Below are 18589 nucleotides of genomic sequence, written 5' to 3' on the forward strand. Positions count from 1 at the left end.
GCGTCGCAACACGCTATGATAAAACCGACACCTGCTTCCTCGCATTCGTCTATCTCGCCGCAGCGCTCACTAATGCAAAGTAATTGTCAACACGGCCTAGCTTTGTTTTCAAATCACGGTTATGAACCTGGTCGCTTACCTGATGTACCTGCTGCTGGCCTACTGGGTCACGGTGCACGTCGGCTGGACCTTCTACCGGAACGGCCGCCATTACATCCTGGCCCTCTTCCGCAACAACGCGCCGCTGGCCGACGCCGTGAACCGCCTCCTGCTTACCGGCTACTATCTACTCAACCTGGGCTACGTGGCACTCATGCTCCGTACCTGGCCCACGCTCGAAACCTGGGAGGAAGTGCTCGTGTCGGTCAGTACCATGACCGGCCGCGTACTGCTCACGCTGGGCGCCATCCACTTCGTCAACATGGGCGTACTCTACCTGTTCCGCAAGCGTCCCGAAATGCAAACCCTAAAATCCTGATATATGAACTACAATTTCACGGCCTATCTCATCTACCTGCCCATCGTCATTGCGCTTACCTGGTACGTGGCCTTTACCCTCTTCCGCAATGCCCGCGTGTTCATGATGGACATCTTCAACGGCCGCAGCGAGATCGCGCTCGCCACCAACAAACTGTTCGAAACCGGCTTTTACCTGCTCAACCTCGGCTTCGCGCTCCTCATCATGGAGATCGCCGGCGACCTTACCGACGGGCGCACGCTGCTCGAAGTGCTCAGCGCCAAGATCGGGGGCTTCGCCATCTACCTCGGCGTGATGCTCTTCCTGAACCTTTACCTCTTCTTCCGCGGCAAGCGCGTGGCCCGCGAGCGCCGCACGCACAAGCCCCTGCCGCCCGCACCCCTCTATTGATCTGACCCGTAGATATACGATTCTGCCTTTCTGTGTTAGTTTGTGTTACAAGAGCCGCACCCGGGTGCGGCTCTTTGTTTTATGCGGAGTAGCAGATGCACAGGCGCATTTGTTTCACGCAAAGGCGCAAAGCACGCGGAGCACGCAAAGGTCATTGCGATCCCGACCGGAACAGCCAGCCAACGGCAGGCTGTTCCGGTAAAAGAAAAGGCTACCCGGAGGCAGCCTGATATTTTTACGCTCGTAGTGTGCTTCGCGCTCCCCGCAGCTCCGGGGACGTTAAGTCTCTAGAAGGTTTTCTTGATACCCGAGTACGTTTTCGTTTGCTCGTTCCAGCCAAGCTCGTTGAGCAGGAACGCGTACTTCGTAGCGGTGAGCTTTTGCCGCTCGTAGCGGCCCGAGGCGCCGCCATGCCCGGCCGACATGTTGACCTGGAATAATACGGGGTTGGTGCCGCTGTTGTGTTCGCGGATCTTGGCCACCCACTTGGCCGGCGAATAATACGGTACCTGCGTGTCGTTGAGGCCGCCGGTGGCCAGGATCGCCGGGTAGCGCGCGGGCTTGATATTGTCCTGCGGCGACCAGCTCAGCATATAGTCGTAGTGCTCCTTTTTGTTCGGATCGCCCCACTGGTCGTACTCGAGCGTCGTCAGCGGCAGGTCGGTGTTGAACATATCCGTCACCACGTCCATCCAGGGCACTTCGGCAATGACCCCGCGGAACAGCTCGGGCCGCTGGTTCACCACGGCGCCCATCAGCATGCCGCCGGCCGACACGCCGTTGGCGAAGATGCGGTCGGTAGACGTGTATTTCTCTTTCACCAGGTGGTCCGCTGCGTCTACGTAGTCGTTGAAGGTATTCTTCTTGTTCAGGATGCGCCCCTGCTCGAACCAGTCGCGGCCGAGCTCCTGGCCGCCGCGGATATGCGCGATCACATACGTGACGCCCCGGTCGAGCAGCGAAATAACGGAGGGATTGAAGTAGGGATCGGTGTTGGCGCCATAAGAGCCGTAGGCATAGAGCAGCAGCGGGTTGGAGCCGTCCTTTTTGAACCGGTCTTTGCGGTACACCACCGAGAGCGGCACCTTCACCCCGTCGCGCGAGGTGGACCAGATCCGCTTCGTTTCGTACAGCGACGCATCGAAGCCGCCACCCACGGCCTGCTGCTTCAACAAGGTGCGGGCACCGGTGCGGAGGTTATAGCTGTACTCGGCCGAAGGCGTGCTCAGCGAGGTGAAAGTATAGCGGATGCTGTCGGAGGCGGCATCGTCGGTGGCCAGCGACATCCGGACTACAAAATCTTCCTGCCCAAAGGGGATGTTCTGCCACTTCTTTTTGACGCGGTCGAAGTAGCGCACCTGGCTCAATCCATTCTCGCGCGCCTGCAGCAGGTAGTAGCCGTTCAGCACCCCGAAGCCCTCGATGAAGGTCTTGTCATTACCCGGCACGAGGTCTTTCCAGTTGGCCACGCCGGGCTGTGCGATCGGTACGGTCACCACCTTGTGGTTCTTCGCGTCTTTGTTGGTCAGGATGTGGAAGACGTCGCCTTCGTAGTAGCGCGGGTCATATTCGAGCTTGTCGGTGCGCGGCTGTATTACTACGGGCCGGGCCGCCGGGTCGGACGCATCGATGTACCAGGCCTCCGAGGAGTTGGTGGCGTTGCTGTTGATGAAGATGTACTTGTTGTTGCGGCCCGTGCTGAGGCGTACGCGGAAGGTGCTGTCCTTTTCGGTAAAAAGCGTCTCGTCGGTCGCGGGGTCGGCGCCGAGGCGGTGGCGCATCACCTTGTAGCCGCGCACGGTGTGGTCGTTGAGCACGTAGTAAAGCGTGCGGCTGTCGGTGCCCCAGGCGTAGTTGCCGGTGGTGTTGCCGATGCGGTCGGGGAGCAATGCCCCGGTGGCGAGGTCCTTGACAAAGAGCAGGGCCCGGCGGTCGCCGGCGGTATCTACGGCATAGGCATAGTGCCGGTTGTCGGGCGCGGTGAAGGCGCCGCCAAGCTGGTAGAGCTTGAAGGGCTTCGCGAGCTCGGGCACGTTGAGCAGTACTTCTTCGGTGGGGTTACCTTCTTTGCGCCGGAGGATGAGCGGGTATTGAGCTTTGTCTTCGTAGCGGCTGAAATACCAGTAGCCGTTGCGCAGCACCGGCAGCGACTGGTCGCGGCCCGGGATGCGTGCGACGAGCTCGTCCTGCACCTGCTTGCGGAGGGTTTCGGTAGGCTTCAGGTAGGCTTCCACGTAGGCGTTCTCGGCGTGCAGGTGGTTCAGTACGTTGCTGTCTTTCGGGTTGCTGAGCCAGTAGTAGGGGTCGGTGCGTTGCCGGCCGTGCTCGTTGAACACCCGGGCCACTTTCTGTGCCACGGGCGGCGCGAGCTGCTGCGCAGAGGCGGGGAACTGCAGGCAGAGCAGGCCTGCGAGGAGAAGACTCGGTTTCATTTGTTCCGGTTTGATTACCAGAAAGGTACGATCATTCGTCCGGCAATCCTTCGGCATCCTTCGACAGGCCCAGGATGATCAGGGCAGCCGTGCTTCGGAACTTTTCTGCGGGCTCAGGATGACCATGTGCCCCGGGGCGACCTTCCCCCTTATTGCCGATTCCCGATCACAGCGAATTCTCCGGCGTAATGAGCGGCTTGCCGGTGCGGAAGCAGGTGCCTTTGAAGAGCGCCACCTGCTCGTCGCGCTCGTTGGTGACGCTGATGATATAGAGGCCGGTGCTTCTTCCGTTGTGCAGCTCTTTGGCTTCGGCCGTGAGTACGTCGCCGGGCTTCATCGGCTTCGTGAAGGAAATGCCGGTGTCGAGGGCCATGGAGAGGTTATTGCGGTTGTTGCAGGCGAAGGCGAACGCCGAGTCGGACAGCGAGAACGCGATACCGCCGTGCACCACGCCAAAGCCGTTGACCATGTCTTCCCGGAGGGTCATGCGGATACGGCTGTAGCCGATGCGTACCTCCACTACCTCGATGCCCAGCCACTGGCTGAACCGGTCATGTTCCATCATGTGTGCCACTACCTGGCGGGCTAGTTCGTCGGTCATGAGTCGTTTTTATTTTGGGTCTGTACTAATGTGATTGTGAGCAAGTGAGCGGGTGAGCAAGTGAGCAAGTGAGCGGGTGAGCAAGTGAGCGGGTGAGCAAGTGAGCGGGTGAGCAAGTGAGCGGGTGAGCGGGTGAGCGGGTGAGAACCGAAGCTTAGGACGATACGAAGGGATCGGCCAGGTTACTTCGCGTAACGCAACAGACTGTTTTAAAGCTTGGACGTTACACACTCGATGACTCTGGCTCCGTAAACGACCACTTACAAATAAACCAATAGACTAATAGACCAATAAACAGCGCGCAGCGCTTACTCGCCCCGGAAAACGGGCTTTCGCTTTTCGAGAAAGGCCTGCACGCCTTCCTGGTAATCGTGGGAGGCGCCGGCCTTTTCCTGGAGCAGCTCCTCGTCGTGCAGCTGGTCTTCGTAGCCGTTGACGGTAGAGTTGTTGAGCGCGAGCTTCGTGAGCGCGAGGCCGCGGGTAGGCATATGGGCTAAGGTGACCGCCATCTGCTGCGCGTCGTCGGAGAAGGTTGCATCGTCGAGCACCTTGTAGATCATGCCCATGCGCTCGGCTTCTTCGGCGCCTACCTTATCGCCGAGCATGCAGAGCGCGGAAGCTTTTTGCCAGCCGATGAGGCGCGGGAGGAAGAAGGTGCCGCCGCTGTCGGGGATGAGGCCGATCTTCGAGAACGCCTGTATGAAGGAAGCGGAGCGCGCGGCCACCACCACGTCGCAGCAGAGGGCGATGTTGGCGCCCGCCCCGGCGGCGACTCCGTTCACGGCGGCCACTACCGGCTTTTGCAGCTTGCGGATGCGGCGCACGATAGGGTTGTAGTGCTCGGCCAGAATCGCGGTGATCTTCGGGCCGTTCGGGTCCACCACTTCCTCGAGGTCCTGGCCGGCGCTGAATGCTTTGCCCGCGCCCGTAATCAGCACGCAACGCACGGCAGGGTCCTGGCAGGCGTCGAGGTGCTCCTGCATCAGGAGGGCCATCTCGCGGTTGAAGGCATTGTATTTCTCCGGTCGGTTGAAGGTGATGTGGGCGATCGTGTCGCGCACTTCGAAAAGGATCGATGGCATGGGGAGTGATTGAGGTTTCAAAGCTAAGGGGAATCGGCAATCGGCAATCGGTAATCGGGAATCCGCGATGCGCACAAACGAAAGAACGGATGCCGCAGGCATCCGTTCTTTCATTAACCGGCGCCAGCTATTGCCGATTGCCGATTGCCGATTGCCGATTCAATGGCATTTAAAATGATCGAAGGCCTCTTTGCAGTCGTGGCAGCGGTACATGCTTTTGCACGCGGTGGAGGCGAACTGCGAGATGAGCTCCGTATGCCAGGAGTCGCAGCGCGGGCATTGCACGGTTTCTTCCTGGAACATATCGGTGGCGCAGAACTGCTGCTTCGGGTTGGGCGGCGCGATGCCGAAGGCCCGGAGCTTTTGCTTGCCGCTTTCCGTCATCCAGTCGGTGGTCCAGGCGGGAGAGAGCTGCTGGCGCACCTGTACGTTGCGGTAGCCCTTTTCGATGAGTTTGAGGCGGATGTCCATGGCAATGACGTCCATGGCCGGGCAGCCGGAGTAGGTAGGCGTGATGGCAATGTCGATGCGCCCATCGTCCTGCACCTGCACGTCGCGCACGACGCCCAGGTCGAGCACCGACAGCACCGGGATCTCCGGGTCGGAGACGGCTTCGAGGAGCGACCAGATATGTTGGGCGGTGGGGTTCAGCGTTTGAAGTTTGTTGGTTGACGTTTGAAGTTCGCGTTTGATACCGGCGCCAGCCCATTTCAAACTACAGGCTTCAAACACCAAGCCGTCTTACCAGGTCATATTCGGATACGTACGCTGCAGTACCTGCATTTCGGCGAGGAGGTAACCGAGGTGCTCGGTGTGCACGCCGCGCTTTCCGCCGCCCTGGCTCCAGGTGCCGGTGGCGGGCACGTCGAGCGTCGCTTCGGCGAACACGCTGCCGATGCGCTCATCCCAGGCACTGCGAAGCGCAGCCGGGTCGGGGGCGATGCCTGTTTCAAAGGCGGCGGGCACGAAGGCTTCGCCGGTGAACATCCACAGGTCTGCGAGGGCGGCTTCGATGCGGCGGCGGCTTTCGGCGGTGCCGTCGCCGAGGCGGATCACCCACTCGCCGCTCCAGCGCAGGTGGTAAGCCGTTTCTTTCAGCGACTTGTCGGCGATGGCGGCGAGCGTAGCGTCGCTGCTTTGCTGTAACTGCTGGTACTGGAGGTATTGAAAAGCAGAAAAGAAGAACTGGCGCAGAATCGTCATCGCCCAGTCACCCTTCGGCAGCTCGGTGATGAGGAGGTTGCGGAACTGGCGCTCCTCGCGCAGGTAGGCGAGGTCGTCTTCCTGCAGGGCGCGGTTGAATTCTTTCCAGGGCTTCGGCAGCAGAGCCGCTACAGCCGCCTGGCCGCCAACGTCCATCGCGTTGTACTGGTCAGCCGCATACTGGTACAGCAGGCGGGCCTGCCCGATGAGGTCGAGGGAGATATTGGTGAGGGCGATGTCCTGCTCCAGCGCCGGGCCGTGGCCGCACCATTCGGCGTTGCGCTGCCCGAGGATGAGGGCGTTGTCGGCGAGGTGGAGGGTGTATTCGAAGAGTTCCTTGTTCATAAAGTCAAAATTCAAAAGTCAAAATTCAAAAGCGTTAATTGAAACGACTGCTGCTGTGGCCGCCGGTTACAGAAGGCGGAAACATCGTGCGCAGGAACGTTTTTGACTTTTGAATTTTGACTTTGCAGTTACATGTGCGTCAGCTCGTCCGGCAGGTCGTAGAACGTCGGGTGGCGATATACCTTGTCGTTGGCGGGCTCATAGAAAGCTTCGGCTTCATCGGGGTTGGAGGCATGGATGAATTTGCTTTCCACTACCCAGATGGATACGCCTTCCTGGCGGCGCGTATACACGTCGCGGGCGTTCTCGATGGCCATAGTGGCATCGGCGGCGTGCAGCGAGCCTACGTGCTTGTGGTCGAGGCCCTGCTTGGAGCGGATGAACACTTCCCAGAGCGGCCACGACCTCACCCCCGGCCCCGACCCATCCCCCGACCCCTTCCCAGGGGGATGGGGAGTAGGTTCCTGAGAAGAAGTGGGCGCCCCTCCTTTTTGGATGGCATCGTAATCACCGTAATAATACTTGCGGAACAATTGCATGGTTCAAATTCAAAAGTCAAAATTCAAAAGTCAAAACCAGTTCGCGGTAACTACGTCGCGGGCAAAAGTTTTTGAATTTTGACTTTTGCCTTTTGACTTTAGGCAGCGACCGAACCAGTGCGCTGCCGGCGCTTCTCCGCATGGGCCACCGCGGCCTCGCGCACCCAGGCGCCTTCGTCCCAGGCCTTCTGGCGGGCGTCGAGGCGCTGCTTGTTGCAGGGGCCGTTGCCGCTCACCACGTTCCAGAACTCCTCCCAGTTGATGGCGCCGAAGTCGTAGTGCTTGCGCTCCTCGTTCCATTTGAGGTCGGGGTCGGGCAGGGTCATGCCGAGGAGCTTTACCTGCTCGGCCACCATGTCTACAAAACGCTGGCGCAGCTCGTCGTTGGAGAAGCGCTTGATCTTCCACTTCATCGAAAGCACCGAGTTGGGCGAGGCGTCGTCGGTAGGGCCGAACATCATCAGCGAGGGCCACCACCAGCGGTCGATGGCGTCCTGCAGCATCGCGCGCTGCTCGTCGGTGCCCTTGCTGAGCACGAGCAGCGATTCGAAGCCCTGGCGCTGGTGAAAGCTTTCCTCCTTGCACACACGGATCATGGCGCGGCTGTAGGGACCGTACGACGTGCGGCAGAGCGGCACCTGGTTCATGATGGCGGCGCCGTCGACCAGCCAGCCGATCACACCCATATCTGCCCAGGTAACGGTGGGGTAGTTGAAAATGGAAGAGTATTTGGCCTTGCCCGAAAGCAGCTGCTCCGTCATCTCGTCGCGCGAGATGCCGAGGGTTTCGGCGGCGCTGTAGAGGTAGAGGCCGTGGCCGGCCTCGTCCTGCACCTTCGCAAGCAGGATGGCCTTGCGCTTCAGCGAGGGGGCACGGGAGATCCAGTTACCCTCGGGCAGCATGCCCACGATCTCGCTGTGCGCGTGCTGGGAGATCTGGCGGATGAGGTTCTGGCGGTATTTCTCCGGCATCCAGTCCTTCGGCTCGATCCGCACCTCGGCGTCGATCTTGTTCTGGAAGATCGTTTCCAATTCCTGTACACTCATATTATAAAAGAATTACGTACAAATTTAAGCTATCCCGAAGGGTTTAGGAGGTTTAGGGGGTTTAGAAGGTTTAGGAGGTTGTTAAACCGCGGCAAACCAACCCTCTAAACCTCCTAAACCTTCTGAACCGTTTACTTGGCGTCGAAGTCGACGACAACCGTCCCGGTTCTCGGGTGGGCCTGGCAGGTAAGGATATAACCCGCGGCCACCTCGTCTGGTTCAAGGCCCCAGTTTTCTTTCATGATCACCTCGCCTTCGAGCAGCTTCGCCTTGCAGGTACAGCAGACCCCGCCTTTGCAGGCATAGGGGAGGTCGGCACCCTGCTTCAGCGCGGCGTCGAGGATGGAATGGCCGTCGTAGGAGAGGTCGAAGTCGAAGGCGATGCCGTCAAGCTTTACCTGCACCTGGCTGCGCGGACCGGCGTCGGAAACGGCCTCCTGCTCGGTGGCCACCTGCGACTTCTTCTGTCCCGGGATGGTGAACAGCTCAAAGTGGATCCGCTTCGGGTGCACGCCCTGCTCCTGCAGGTAGTCGCGCACGCAAAAGATCATCTCCTCGGGGCCGCAGATGAAGAATTCGTCCGAGGCGTCGAGGTCGAGCAGGCGCTTGTCCACCATCAGGGCGCACTTGTCGCGGTCGATGCGGCCGTAGTTGACGGCGGCGTCGGTCTTTTCGCGGCTCAGCACATGATAGAGGCGGAAGCGGTCGATGTGTTTGTCCTTGAGCGCCTCGAGCTCTTCCTTGAAGATGATGGAGCCCTTGCTCCGGTTGCCGTAGACGAGCGTGCAGCGCGAGCCGGGCTCGGTGGCGAGCACGGTCTTGAGGATCGAGAGCACGGGCGTGATGCCCGAGCCGGCGGCAAAGGCTACGTAGTGCTTGCGCTGCTGCGGGTCGAGCTCGGGCGTGAAGTTGCCGGTGGGCGGCAGCACGTCGAGCGTGTCGCCGGCTTTGAGCGCGGTGTTGGCCCAGGTGGAGAAGAGGCCGCCTTCCACCTGCTTCACCGCCACGCGCAGCGTACCGTCGAGCGGGGAGGAGCAGATAGAGTAGGAGCGGCGGAGCTCTTCGCCGTTCAGCACTTTCCGCACCGTCAGGTTCTGGCCGGGGCGGAAGCGGAAGCTGTCCTGCAGCTCCGGGGGAACGTTGAAGGTGATCGAAACACAGTCGTCGGTCTCGCGCTGCACTTTCTTAACGGCCAGTGAGTGGAAGTGGATCATAGCGGGCAATCAAAAGGAGCCGCAAAGATAGGCCCGGCTGCCCGTCGTGCGCGCTCCGCCCCAAAGGCTGCGGCCCCGGCAGTATGGAAAAAGCCTGGGCTGTGTATCACTATAGGCAAACCAGGCCTCAAAACCCTGGCATCGATGCTTATGGCAAAATCCCTGTTCCTCCTGAGCTCCCTGGCCCTCGGCCTCCTGGCGGCGGTGCCCGGGCCTCCCGGCCGCATCCGTATCGGGCAGTACACGTATGCCGTGAAGAAATCGAAGGGCTACCTGAAAGACGAATGGTACCGGTGTTCTTACCTCACCTTTCACGGGAAGCGGGACGAGCTGCAGGCCGGCATCCTGATGGAGGCGCGGCGCAACGACAGCATCTTCGTTACCGGTGTGTATGAGGCCCGCAAGGACCGCCTCCTCCTGCGGAACTATTACCACTACCCGCATCAGCATGAGCCCGACTCGTCGGTCAGGGTGTTTGTACAGGAAGCGGGCGGGCGGCTGCGCCTCCGGCTGTTCACCGAGTTCCGGGACGGTGTGGCCCGGCAGGTGCCCGTGGCTTCCAGGTAAATGGGAGTCGGCGGCCATTCCGGTAGCCCGGGCCCCGCTACCCGCTGGCGCGCTTTTCTTTGTACATTGGCCGTACCTACTGCTTATGCGCCTCTTCCTGACCGCTTCCCTGCTGCTGCTGGCGCTGCCCCTGTTGGGGCAGGTGCCCGAACGTGGCCTCAGCCTGTGGCTGCGGGCCGACAGCGGTATTACCCAGCAAGCCGGGGTGGTGGAGCGCTGGGCCGATGCCAGCGGCCAGGGCCATGATGCGCGTGCGCGCCCCGACCGCGACGCCCGCTGGGAGCCTTCGGCCCGTAACGGCAAACCCGCGGTTTTCTTCGACGGCCTCCGCTCCGGCCTCGTAACCCCTCCGTTCGCCACCTTTCCCGACCGGCGTGGTACCATCCTGGTGGTGCTCCGCATGGTGGGCCGCAGCAAGACCTCGGGCGCCGGAGCCGGCGCGGTGGTCAGCACCTACCACGGCAATGGCCCCACCTGGGAATTTTGCATGTTGCCTACCCAACTGTCGTTTTACGATGGCATCAGCGGCTCGGCCCGCCCGATCAGCAGCTCTTCGAGCGGCTGGAACATCATCGCCCTGCAGCGCAACAACGACTCCACCATCCGCCTGTACCAGCGCGGGCGCCTCAGCGGCACACTCGACATTGATCCCAACCAGCCGGCGGTGAACGCGCTCAAGATCGGCTTCAACGGTCACGGCGGCGGCATGGATTCCATCCCCGAGATCTTTCACGGCTACATCGCCGAGGTATTGGTGTACGGGCGCAGCCTCGGCGACGCCGAGCTGGAAGCCGCGCATGCGTACCTGTCGGAAAAATGGAACATCCCGCTGTTGCCGCCGCCGCTCTGGCAACGGCCCCAGTTCATCGCCGTCATGGCCCTGCTGCTGGTGGTGGTAACGGTAACGGTCACGCGCTTCTTCGCGCGCCGCGGCTTTCGACGAGCGCTGGCGCGCCTGGAGCAGGAGCGGGCGCTCGAGGCGGAGCGCAACCGCATCAGCAAGGACATGCACGACGAGATCGGCAGCGGGCTCACCCAGATCGCGCTCCTGAGCGAGCTCATGCAGGTGCAGGAGCGCAGCCGGGAGGAGCTCATCCGCGACGTGGCCAGCATCTCCGCCTCGGCACGCCGCTTGGTCCAGAACATGGGCGAGATCGTCTGGACGCTCAACCCGCAGTTCGATTCGCTCGAGAACCTGCTGGCTTTCCTGCGCGAGCAGGCCCGCGCCTACTTCGAGCCCTTCGACATCGAGCTGCAACTGCACTTCCCCGACGCCCTGCCCCCGGTGCGCCTCAGCAACGAGCAGCGCCGCAACCTGTTTCTCGTGGCGAAGGAGGCCTGGAACAATGCCTTCAAGCACGCAGGCGCCCACCGAATCGTGATCGCGCTGCAGGTAGAGCCCGCGCTGCTGCGCTTTTCGGTGCACGACGATGGCGCAGGCATGCCTGCAGCCGTGCGTGCCGGCGCCAACGGGCTCCGCAACATGGAGAAGCGGATGCTCGAGATCGGGGGCGAGTTCGGCGTGCAAAGCGGGCCCCGGGGCACTACGGTCTCCTTTTCCCTGCCCTTCGTGCCGCAGGCTGGCAGCGGCCTGCCGCAATAGTTTGTACCTTGACATTCATTTACTGCGTATGCGCTTCACCGGTACCTTCTTCCTGTGCCTGCTGTCTCTGTGCGCCAGCGCGCAGCCCGTGACCCCTCGCTTCGAGACGCTGGGTGTGGATGATGGCCTTTCGCAGAGCTCGGTCTACGCCATCCTGCAAGACCGCGCCGGCTATATGTGGTTCGGCACTGCCGACGGCCTCAACCGCTACGACGGCGCAGAAGTGCGCGCATTCCGCTGTCCCGACCGGCTTGACCGGGCCGGTTCGTCCAACTATGTGCGCGGTGAGATTTCGGAAGACGAAGAAGGCGACCTATGGTACGCCAACGAGACGGGTGTCTATCGCTTCGACCGCCGGGCCGAAACCCTGCGGGCGGAAGTCACCTTTCCTTATCAGCGATTCCTCAATACCATATTCTACAATGTGGGCCGGTACAAGGGGCTGCTGTGGCTCGTCAATTTCCAGCACGGCATCTTCGCCTACAACTCCGCCACCCGCGCCCTGCGTCACTACCCGTTGCCGTCGCACCTGCCGCGGCAGGACGCTCCGAATAACAATGGCGTGCTGATGCCTAACGGCGATATCCTCTTTTGCATCAACACCCACAACGGCTATGTCCGTTTCCGCGCCGCCGACCATCGCTACGTGCACGAGCGGAAAGGTACCCTTATGGGCGCCGTGTATCCCGGGCGGCAGAAAGCCTTCATCAGCTCCCGGGGCGGGTTCTACCGGTACGATTCCGTGACGCGTAGCACCGACTGGGTGGCGTGCAGCGTGGGCGGGCAGCCGGTCACCAACATCGTCCACATCAGCGAGGATCCCTTCGGCAGGCTTTGGGTGACCACTACCGGATCGGGATTGTTGCTGTATCAGCAGAAGAAATGGCAGGTCTTCCGGCACGACAAGACGCGGCAGCGCTCGCTCTCCATCGACCTGCTGCGCACCACCTACGTCGACCGGCAGTACAACCTGTGGATCGGCACCGACGGTGGTGGCGTCTGCCGCCTCGACCTGAAACCCCCGCGCTTCAAGCTCTTTCCGCAGAACGAGGGCGATCATCCGACCCTGCAGGACTATTTCACCAAGTGCTTCTACGAGGACCGCCGCGGGCGCATCTGGTTTGGCAGTCACAACAACGGCTTTTCCATTTACGACCCGGCCGGCGGCCTGCTCCGGACCTGGTCGTACGATCCTGCCCGACCGGAGGGACTGCCGGGCAATATCGTCGGAGCGATCGAGGAGGATGGGGAGGGAGGCGTCTGGATCGGGCATTCGATGGGCTTCTCCCGCTTCGACGAAGCCACGGGCCTCTTTCGCAACCTGCGGCCACCCGCTGCCAAAAACCTCAGCCGGCTCAACATCTATGTTTATGGGATGCGCCTGCTGCGCGACGGGCGCCTTCTTGCCGCCACCCAGTCTGGACCCTGTACCATCCGGAAAGAGCAGGCCCGCTACGTAGTGCGCTCCTACCATGCAGCGGCCCTGGGCTCGCTCACCACATCGGTGCTCGAGAGTACCCCGGGCTCGATCTGGTATACCTGTCCGCTGGTAGGGCTCTACCAGGCGCGGGTTACGGGCGACTCCTTCGCGGTACAGGCAAAATACTTTCCCGGTGTAGACCTGCGCTGCCTCCACCTCGACGGGCAGGATCCGCGTTATCTCTGGATCGGGACCTCGAACGGGCTGATCCGATTCGACACGGCAACGCATGATTACCGTTTATACGGAACGGCACAGGGCCTGGCTAACGGCTACGTGTACGGGATCCTGGAAGACGCGCAGCACAATTTCTGGCTCAGCACCAATGGTGGACTCAGCTATTTTGACCGGCAGCGCGGCACCTTCACCAACTACACTGCCGCCGATGGCCTTCAAAGCAACGAGTTCAACACGAACGCCTGGCACCGCGGGCGTAGCGGCACTTTTTACTTCGGCGGCATCAAGGGATTCAACTGGTTTCACCCGGCGCAGTTCAAGGCCCGACGCCAGGCGTTTCCGCCGCAGGTAGACATCGCATTGGTGATGGTCAACGAAAAGCGCCTGCCGCTGAACCCGGGCACGCCCGGCGCTGGCGTGGAGCTCGGCTTCCGCGAGAATACGCTCGCCTTCCGTTTCGCCGCCCTCGACTTTACCAGGCCGCTTGCCAACAAGCTCCAGTACCGGCTTGAGGGCTGGGACCCCGACTGGGTGAGCACCACCAACCGGACGGTACGCTATGCCAACCTGCCGCCGGGCCGCTACCGCCTGCGCGTCCGGGCCCTGAACCCGGATGGCCAGGCCAGCCCCTTCAAGGAGCTGGCCTTCGTCATCGCAGCGCCTTTCTGGAAGCGCCCCTGGTTTTACGGGCTCGCGTCGTTGCTGCTGCTGGGGAGCGTCGTGCTGGCCACCCGGGCCGTGTCGCAGCGCAACCTGCGCCGCCGCCTCGCGCTGGTAGAGCAGCAACGCGCCCTCGAAGCGGAGCGCAACCGGATCTCGCGCGACATGCACGACGAGATCGGCGCCGGGCTCACACACATCGCGCTGCTCAGCGAGCTCCTGCAGGCGCAGCAGAAGCCGGAACCCGATATGAGGCGTGACGTGGCCACCATCTCCTCCGCGGCACGGCGCCTGGTAAGAAACATGGGCGAGATCATCTGGACGCTCCACCCGCAGAACGACTCGCTCGAAAACCTGCTGGCCTATATGCGTGAGCAGGTGCAGGAATACTTCGAGCCCTTCGACATCGACCTGTCGATCCGCTTCCCCAACCCGGTACCCGTCATCCGGCTGTCGAACGAGGAGCGCCGCAACCTGTTCCTCGTGGTGAAGGAAGCGCTGCACAATGCCCTGAAGCACTCGGGTGCCACCCGTATCTCCCTGGAGGCAAGCATCGCCGGCAGCGAGCTGCGCTTCGTGGTGAGCGACAACGGCAAAGGGCTGCGCGAGAAGGTGCGTACGGGCGCCAACGGCCTGCGCAATATGGAAAAGCGGATGCTCGACATCGGCGGTGCCTTCGCGCTGCAGACAGGTGCGGCCGGAACGCGGCTTTCCTTCGTGCTCGCGCTGAAGGGAGCCGTTCGCAACGCCTGATGCCGGTACTACTTTTTTCACATGTGCGGCGGCGGCCGAAACAGCTACATTTGAGGCTATGGTTTCCCTGGTCATCATCGAGGACGACGAAGCGATCCGCAACTACCTGACGGCACTCATTGCCGGCTCGGGCTCGTTCAACCTGGCGGGCACCTTTCCGAGCGCCGAGGCGGCGCGCACCTTTTTTACCGAAGGACTCGGCGACGGCGTGGAGCTGGTGCTCACCGACATCCAGCTGCCCGGCATGAGCGGCATCGATTTCATTGCCTGGCTGAAGCCGTTGCGCCCCGAGCTCCAGTTCATGGTGCTGAGCGTGTACGACGACGCCGACCGGGTGTTCAAGGCATTGAAGGCAGGCGCTTCGGGCTATGTGCTGAAGAACACGCCGGCCGCCCGGCTCATCGATGCGCTGCAGGACCTGCAGCGCGGCGGCTCGCCCATGAGCAGCCAGATCGCGCGCAAGGTGGTGATGGCCTTCCAGGAAGATTTTACCTACGTGGATCCGCAGGCCAGCCTCACACTGCGCGAGAAGGAAGTGCTCGAGCACCTCTCGCGGGGCTTTTCATACAAGGAGATCGCGGCCGGATTGTTCATCTCCATCGAAACGGTGCGCACGCATATCCGCAACATCTACGAGAAGCTCCACGCAGGAAACAGGAGCGAGGCGCTCCGGAAGGCAGGACTGAGGTAGATCTCGGATCTCAGATCTGTGATCTCAGATCTCAGATTCAGGCTGGCGCGCGCCAGGGGATCTCGGATTTCGGATCGAAAATGAACTCAGTAAGAGACGCATCGGCCATTTGCTGCACACCAGGTATACCATACTGCGCCTTTGCGTCTCCGCGTCTCCGCGCGAAACCCGCCGCCACTTTAGGAAAAGCAAGCCGCTTGCGGCGGGCCATCCAGGCAGACACTCCGCGCCATAGGCTTGGGGCGACAGTGTGTGAAACGCGTTGACCTTTAGGAAATGCCAGGCGCCTGCGCCGGGCAACCCGAGCAGAAACTCCGCCTAACGCAGGACCCTTCGACAGGCTCAGGATCACCAAGCTTCTCCCAACAAAGCTGGAGATCGCCGTGATGGCTGCTTCGCGCTCGCAAAGTCTGCCCGCACAGGAACGACCCTTATGCTGACGCTTTGGCCGGCATCCCGACAAGCTTCGCTTCGTCGGAACCAATAAACCAATAAACTAATAAACCAATAAACCTCTACCACTTATTTCACATTTCCCGGGGCAGCCTGAACCATTAACCTTGTACCCTCATTCAAACTGCTTAAAACAACCAACATGAAACGGTACTGCTCCCTGCTGCTCCTGCTGCTGTTCGTCGCCAACCTCTACTCCTGCAAGAAGAAATCCAACGACGACGAGGAACCCTACAACTGCGCCACCTGCGCCCGCACGCCGCAGGCCCTTGCCGCCCACGACAACAGCGCCCTGGGCCTGTACAAGGGCGTCATCATCGGCTCTTCGGGTGTCATCACCTTCAACCTCGCCAACGGCGGCAACACGATGACGGCCCTCATGACCATCGACGGCGTTACGGTGAACCTCTCAGCCAACATCACCTATACCGCCGGGTCGGCCCTCGTCGGGGCCTTTACCGGCACCATGAACGGCCAGCCCGTGACCATCAATTTTTCAGTAGGTGCTTCCGGCGGCACGCCCACGGTCACCTCCAGCAACATTCCCGGGCATGCTAATGCCGTGTTCGAGATCTACAAGGAAACTTCCAATTCCCTCATCGAGGCATTCGAGGGTACGTACGACAAGCCGGCATCGGGCGGCGGTCGCGAGACCGGCACCTTCAACGTGCTCATTGCCCGCGCGCTCAACGGCCTGAGAGGCGTGGTACGCAAGACCGGGGCCACCACCTTCAGCAGGTTTACCGGCACCGTCACCAACAACAACATCGCCCTGAACACGGGGAACACCAACACCGTAACCGGGACGATCAGTGGAGACGCGATCTCGGGGATCAGTACTGATAGTAACGGTCAAGGAACCTTCACCGGCCGGCGCACGCTCTGAGCAGGAACGGCTGTCCCGATCCGGGTTTCTACGGGAGGAGAACGGGGCACGCCGGCCGCATGTGCCGGCGTGCCCTATCTTTACAGCCACCTAAACAAACCATATGCGCATCCCCCTTTCCCTGCTGGCCGCCCTGCTGTTGGCGCACGCCGCCCACGCACAAACCACCGACCCCGAGCAACAGGGCGACCGAAAAGCCGCCGCTGCCGGGCACAGCCCCTCGTTCTCGGTGAAGTGGAACCCCGGCTCGCTGGCCTTCGGCAAAGTGTCGCTCCATGGCGAGTACAACCTGAAGCGGAAGAAGTCCGTGACCTTCGGCATCGGCATCCCGGTGTCCAACACCTTCGACCGCACGATCAGCGGCGACGACGTCCGGCTCGAGAACAAGACCCTTTCGGTAATGGCCGGCTACCGCATGTACCTTGGGAAGAAGACCATGACCGGCGTTTACTTCGAGCCCTACCTGAAGTACCTCGATTACAAGGGCACCGGGCTGTATACCTACAACGGCGGCTTTGTTCCGGAGGTCTACCAGGCCAGTGTGAACCATTCGGGCGCGGGCCTCGGCGCGCAGCTCGGCGTCCAGTTCATGATCGCGAAGCTTATTACGTTCGACCTCTTCCTGCTCGGCCCCGAGGCCAATTTCGGAAAGAGCGATGCCGTATTCCGCCAGGTGTCGGGCAGCCCAGTCGCCTGGGACGGCGACGATGTGGCGGAGTCGCTGCGCGATCTCCCGATCATCGGCAACGACCTGGAGATCACGATCGACAACAGCAACCGCACGGTCACGGCCCGCCGCAAGGGCTTTACGCCCGGCTTCCGCGCCGGCCTCTCGGTTGGCGTCCGCTTCTGACCCATCCCACCTACTTTCCGGCAGGGCCCCATCGGGGCCCTGCTTGCGTTCACCCCGCGCCCATGGCCTTTCCGCCCAATTAATTTTGGGGCGGGCAGCGAAAAAGGGCTAGGTTTGCACGCCCTTCTTATCGACTGGGCGATGGCCTTCTGCGGGTCATCTCATCGCTCAAACATGCACCATTTTTTATGTCGTTATTGGTTGTAGGCTCCATGGCCTTCGATGCTATTGAAACCCCTTTTGGCAAAAGCGACCGCATCATCGGCGGCGCCGCCACCTATATCGCCTGGAGCGCTTCCAACTTTTGCCGCCCCATCGAGCAACTCTCGGTGGTGGGCTATGACTTCCCGAAGGAAGAGCTGCAGGCTCTCGCCGACCGAGGCGTTGTGCTGGAAGGCGTGCAGATCAAGGAAGATGAGAAGACCTTCTTCTGGAGCGGCCGCTACCACATGGACATGAACACGCGCGACACGCTCGACACGCAGCTCAACGTGCTGGCCAACTTCGAGCCGACCGTTCCGGAATCCTACCAGGGCGCCGAGTTCCTGATGCTGGGCAACCTCGTTCCGTCGGTGCAGCACAGCGTCATCAAGCAACTGAAGCAGCGCCCCCGCCTCATCGTGATGGACACCATGAACTTCTGGATGGAGGTGGCGCATGCCGACCTGCTCGAAGTGATCAAAGAGGTGGACGTGCTGCTCGTAAACGATTCCGAGGCCCGCGAGCTGAGCCACGAGTATTCGCTGGTGAAGGCCGCCAAAAAGATCCTCGGGATGGGCCCGAAATACCTCATCATCAAGAAGGGTGAGCACGGCGCGCTGCTGTTCCATGGCGACAACGTGTTCTTTGCGCCCGCGCTGCCGCTCGAGGACGTGTTTGACCCGACCGGCGCCGGCGACACCTTCGCAGGCGGCTTTATCGGCCACATCGCCCGCACGAAGGATATCTCCTACGACAACATGAAGACCGCCATCATCGTCGGCTCCGCCATGGCTTCGTTCTGCGTCGAGAAGTTCGGCACCGAGCGCCTCCGCGAGCTGAAGAAAGAAGACATCGACGCCCGCATCCGCCAGTTCCAGGAGCTCGTCAATTTCGACATCGAATTGGTTTAATGGTCTATTAGTCTATTTGTTTAT

Annotated in this window: 17 protein-coding genes; 9 read left to right on the forward strand and 8 right to left on the reverse strand. The window is 61.4% G+C overall.

What is annotated here, in order from left to right; translation table 11 throughout:
• Positions 1-121: 121 nt before the first annotated feature.
• Both ABD937_RS02400 and ABD937_RS02405 read left to right on the forward strand, forming a co-directional pair.
• Positions 122-478 (forward strand): hypothetical protein, encoded by a 357-nt coding sequence (locus ABD937_RS02400; RefSeq protein WP_345253082.1) that lies wholly within the window; start codon positions 122-124, stop codon positions 476-478.
• Positions 479-481: 3 nt separating this feature from the next.
• Positions 482-868: a hypothetical protein gene (locus ABD937_RS02405; protein WP_345253084.1), complete on the forward strand. Its 387-nt coding sequence runs from the start codon at positions 482-484 to the stop codon at positions 866-868.
• Between the two features lie 287 nt (positions 869-1155).
• Here the strand turns inward: ABD937_RS02405 and ABD937_RS02410 are convergent, their stop codons facing one another.
• From ABD937_RS02410 to paaE, 8 genes are all read right to left on the reverse strand, one after another.
• Complete coding sequence (locus ABD937_RS02410; protein ID WP_345253085.1) at positions 1156-3300, reverse strand: S9 family peptidase; 2145 nt, start codon at positions 3298-3300, stop codon at positions 1156-1158.
• 166 nt (positions 3301-3466) lie between these two features.
• Complete coding sequence (gene paaI, locus ABD937_RS02415) at positions 3467-3901, reverse strand: hydroxyphenylacetyl-CoA thioesterase PaaI (protein WP_345253086.1); 435 nt, start codon at positions 3899-3901, stop codon at positions 3467-3469.
• A 308-nt stretch (positions 3902-4209) separates the two neighbouring features.
• Complete coding sequence (locus ABD937_RS02420; protein WP_345253087.1) at positions 4210-4983, reverse strand: enoyl-CoA hydratase-related protein; 774 nt, start codon at positions 4981-4983, stop codon at positions 4210-4212.
• A gap of 159 nt (positions 4984-5142) precedes the next feature.
• A complete protein-coding gene (paaD, locus tag ABD937_RS02425; RefSeq protein WP_345253089.1) occupies positions 5143-5697 on the reverse strand; it encodes a 1,2-phenylacetyl-CoA epoxidase subunit PaaD in 555 nt (184 codons plus the stop codon).
• A gap of 27 nt (positions 5698-5724) precedes the next feature.
• The gene (paaC, locus tag ABD937_RS02430) at positions 5725-6531 is read right to left on the reverse strand and encodes a 1,2-phenylacetyl-CoA epoxidase subunit PaaC (RefSeq protein ID WP_345253091.1); all 807 of its coding nucleotides are present in this window, start codon (positions 6529-6531) and stop codon (positions 5725-5727) included.
• 128 nt (positions 6532-6659) lie between these two features.
• Positions 6660-7070 carry a 1,2-phenylacetyl-CoA epoxidase subunit PaaB gene (gene paaB, locus ABD937_RS02435; protein ID WP_345253092.1) on the reverse strand — a complete coding sequence of 137 codons (411 nt, stop codon included), beginning with the start codon at positions 7068-7070 and terminating at the stop codon, positions 6660-6662.
• A gap of 98 nt (positions 7071-7168) precedes the next feature.
• Positions 7169-8116 (reverse strand): 1,2-phenylacetyl-CoA epoxidase subunit PaaA, encoded by a 948-nt coding sequence (gene paaA / locus ABD937_RS02440; RefSeq protein WP_345253093.1) that lies wholly within the window; start codon positions 8114-8116, stop codon positions 7169-7171.
• A gap of 131 nt (positions 8117-8247) precedes the next feature.
• Positions 8248-9330, reverse strand: coding sequence for a 1,2-phenylacetyl-CoA epoxidase subunit PaaE (paaE, locus tag ABD937_RS02445; protein ID WP_345253094.1), 1083 nt, complete (start codon positions 9328-9330; stop codon positions 8248-8250).
• A 150-nt stretch (positions 9331-9480) separates the two neighbouring features.
• On the opposite strand from paaE, the gene ABD937_RS02450 reads away from it, so the two are divergent.
• The 7 genes from ABD937_RS02450 to ABD937_RS02480 all read left to right on the forward strand — a co-directional run bounded on the left by ABD937_RS02450 (position 9481) and on the right by ABD937_RS02480 (position 18565).
• Complete coding sequence (locus tag ABD937_RS02450; protein ID WP_345253095.1) at positions 9481-9897, forward strand: hypothetical protein; 417 nt, start codon at positions 9481-9483, stop codon at positions 9895-9897.
• A gap of 85 nt (positions 9898-9982) precedes the next feature.
• Positions 9983-11500 (forward strand): histidine kinase, encoded by a 1518-nt coding sequence (locus ABD937_RS02455; RefSeq protein ID WP_345253097.1) that lies wholly within the window; start codon positions 9983-9985, stop codon positions 11498-11500.
• 28 nt (positions 11501-11528) lie between these two features.
• Complete coding sequence (locus ABD937_RS02460) at positions 11529-14570, forward strand: ligand-binding sensor domain-containing protein (protein ID WP_345253099.1); 3042 nt, start codon at positions 11529-11531, stop codon at positions 14568-14570.
• Between the two features lie 58 nt (positions 14571-14628).
• Positions 14629-15261, forward strand: coding sequence for a response regulator transcription factor (locus tag ABD937_RS02465; protein WP_345253100.1), 633 nt, complete (start codon positions 14629-14631; stop codon positions 15259-15261).
• Between the two features lie 595 nt (positions 15262-15856).
• Positions 15857-16600, forward strand: a complete 744-nt coding sequence (locus ABD937_RS02470) for a hypothetical protein (RefSeq protein WP_345253102.1) — start codon at positions 15857-15859, stop codon at positions 16598-16600.
• Between the two features lie 103 nt (positions 16601-16703).
• Positions 16704-17453, forward strand: a complete 750-nt coding sequence (locus tag ABD937_RS02475) for an outer membrane beta-barrel protein (protein ID WP_345253103.1) — start codon at positions 16704-16706, stop codon at positions 17451-17453.
• 188 nt (positions 17454-17641) lie between these two features.
• The gene (locus ABD937_RS02480; protein WP_345253104.1) at positions 17642-18565 is read left to right on the forward strand and encodes a PfkB family carbohydrate kinase; all 924 of its coding nucleotides are present in this window, start codon (positions 17642-17644) and stop codon (positions 18563-18565) included.
• Positions 18566-18589: the final 24 nt, after the last annotated feature.

The organism is Flaviaestuariibacter amylovorans, from assembly GCF_039541815.1.
Classification (GTDB): domain Bacteria; phylum Bacteroidota; class Bacteroidia; order Chitinophagales; family Chitinophagaceae; genus Flavisolibacter; species Flavisolibacter amylovorans.

What these genes read in the sequence shown, in the direction of transcription:
- ABD937_RS02400 (WP_345253082.1), top strand. Translation starts at nt 122, where the DNA reads ATGAACCTGGTCGCTTACCTGATGTACCTGCTGCTGGCCTACTGGGTC.
- ABD937_RS02405 (WP_345253084.1), top strand. Translation starts at nt 482, where the DNA reads ATGAACTACAATTTCACGGCCTATCTCATCTACCTGCCCATCGTCATT.
- ABD937_RS02410 (WP_345253085.1), bottom strand. Translation starts at nt 3,300, where the DNA reads ATGAAACCGAGTCTTCTCCTCGCAGGCCTGCTCTGCCTGCAGTTCCCC.
- paaI (WP_345253086.1), bottom strand. Translation starts at nt 3,901, where the DNA reads ATGACCGACGAACTAGCCCGCCAGGTAGTGGCACACATGATGGAACAT.
- ABD937_RS02420 (WP_345253087.1), bottom strand. Translation starts at nt 4,983, where the DNA reads ATGCCATCGATCCTTTTCGAAGTGCGCGACACGATCGCCCACATCACC.
- paaC (WP_345253091.1), bottom strand. Translation starts at nt 6,531, where the DNA reads ATGAACAAGGAACTCTTCGAATACACCCTCCACCTCGCCGACAACGCC.
- paaB (WP_345253092.1), bottom strand. Translation starts at nt 7,070, where the DNA reads ATGCAATTGTTCCGCAAGTATTATTACGGTGATTACGATGCCATCCAA.
- paaA (WP_345253093.1), bottom strand. Translation starts at nt 8,116, where the DNA reads ATGAGTGTACAGGAATTGGAAACGATCTTCCAGAACAAGATCGACGCC.
- paaE (WP_345253094.1), bottom strand. Translation starts at nt 9,330, where the DNA reads ATGATCCACTTCCACTCACTGGCCGTTAAGAAAGTGCAGCGCGAGACC.
- ABD937_RS02450 (WP_345253095.1), top strand. Translation starts at nt 9,481, where the DNA reads ATGGCAAAATCCCTGTTCCTCCTGAGCTCCCTGGCCCTCGGCCTCCTG.
- ABD937_RS02455 (WP_345253097.1), top strand. Translation starts at nt 9,983, where the DNA reads ATGCGCCTCTTCCTGACCGCTTCCCTGCTGCTGCTGGCGCTGCCCCTG.
- ABD937_RS02460 (WP_345253099.1), top strand. Translation starts at nt 11,529, where the DNA reads ATGCGCTTCACCGGTACCTTCTTCCTGTGCCTGCTGTCTCTGTGCGCC.
- ABD937_RS02465 (WP_345253100.1), top strand. Translation starts at nt 14,629, where the DNA reads ATGGTTTCCCTGGTCATCATCGAGGACGACGAAGCGATCCGCAACTAC.
- ABD937_RS02470 (WP_345253102.1), top strand. Translation starts at nt 15,857, where the DNA reads ATGAAACGGTACTGCTCCCTGCTGCTCCTGCTGCTGTTCGTCGCCAAC.
- ABD937_RS02475 (WP_345253103.1), top strand. Translation starts at nt 16,704, where the DNA reads ATGCGCATCCCCCTTTCCCTGCTGGCCGCCCTGCTGTTGGCGCACGCC.
- ABD937_RS02480 (WP_345253104.1), top strand. Translation starts at nt 17,642, where the DNA reads ATGTCGTTATTGGTTGTAGGCTCCATGGCCTTCGATGCTATTGAAACC.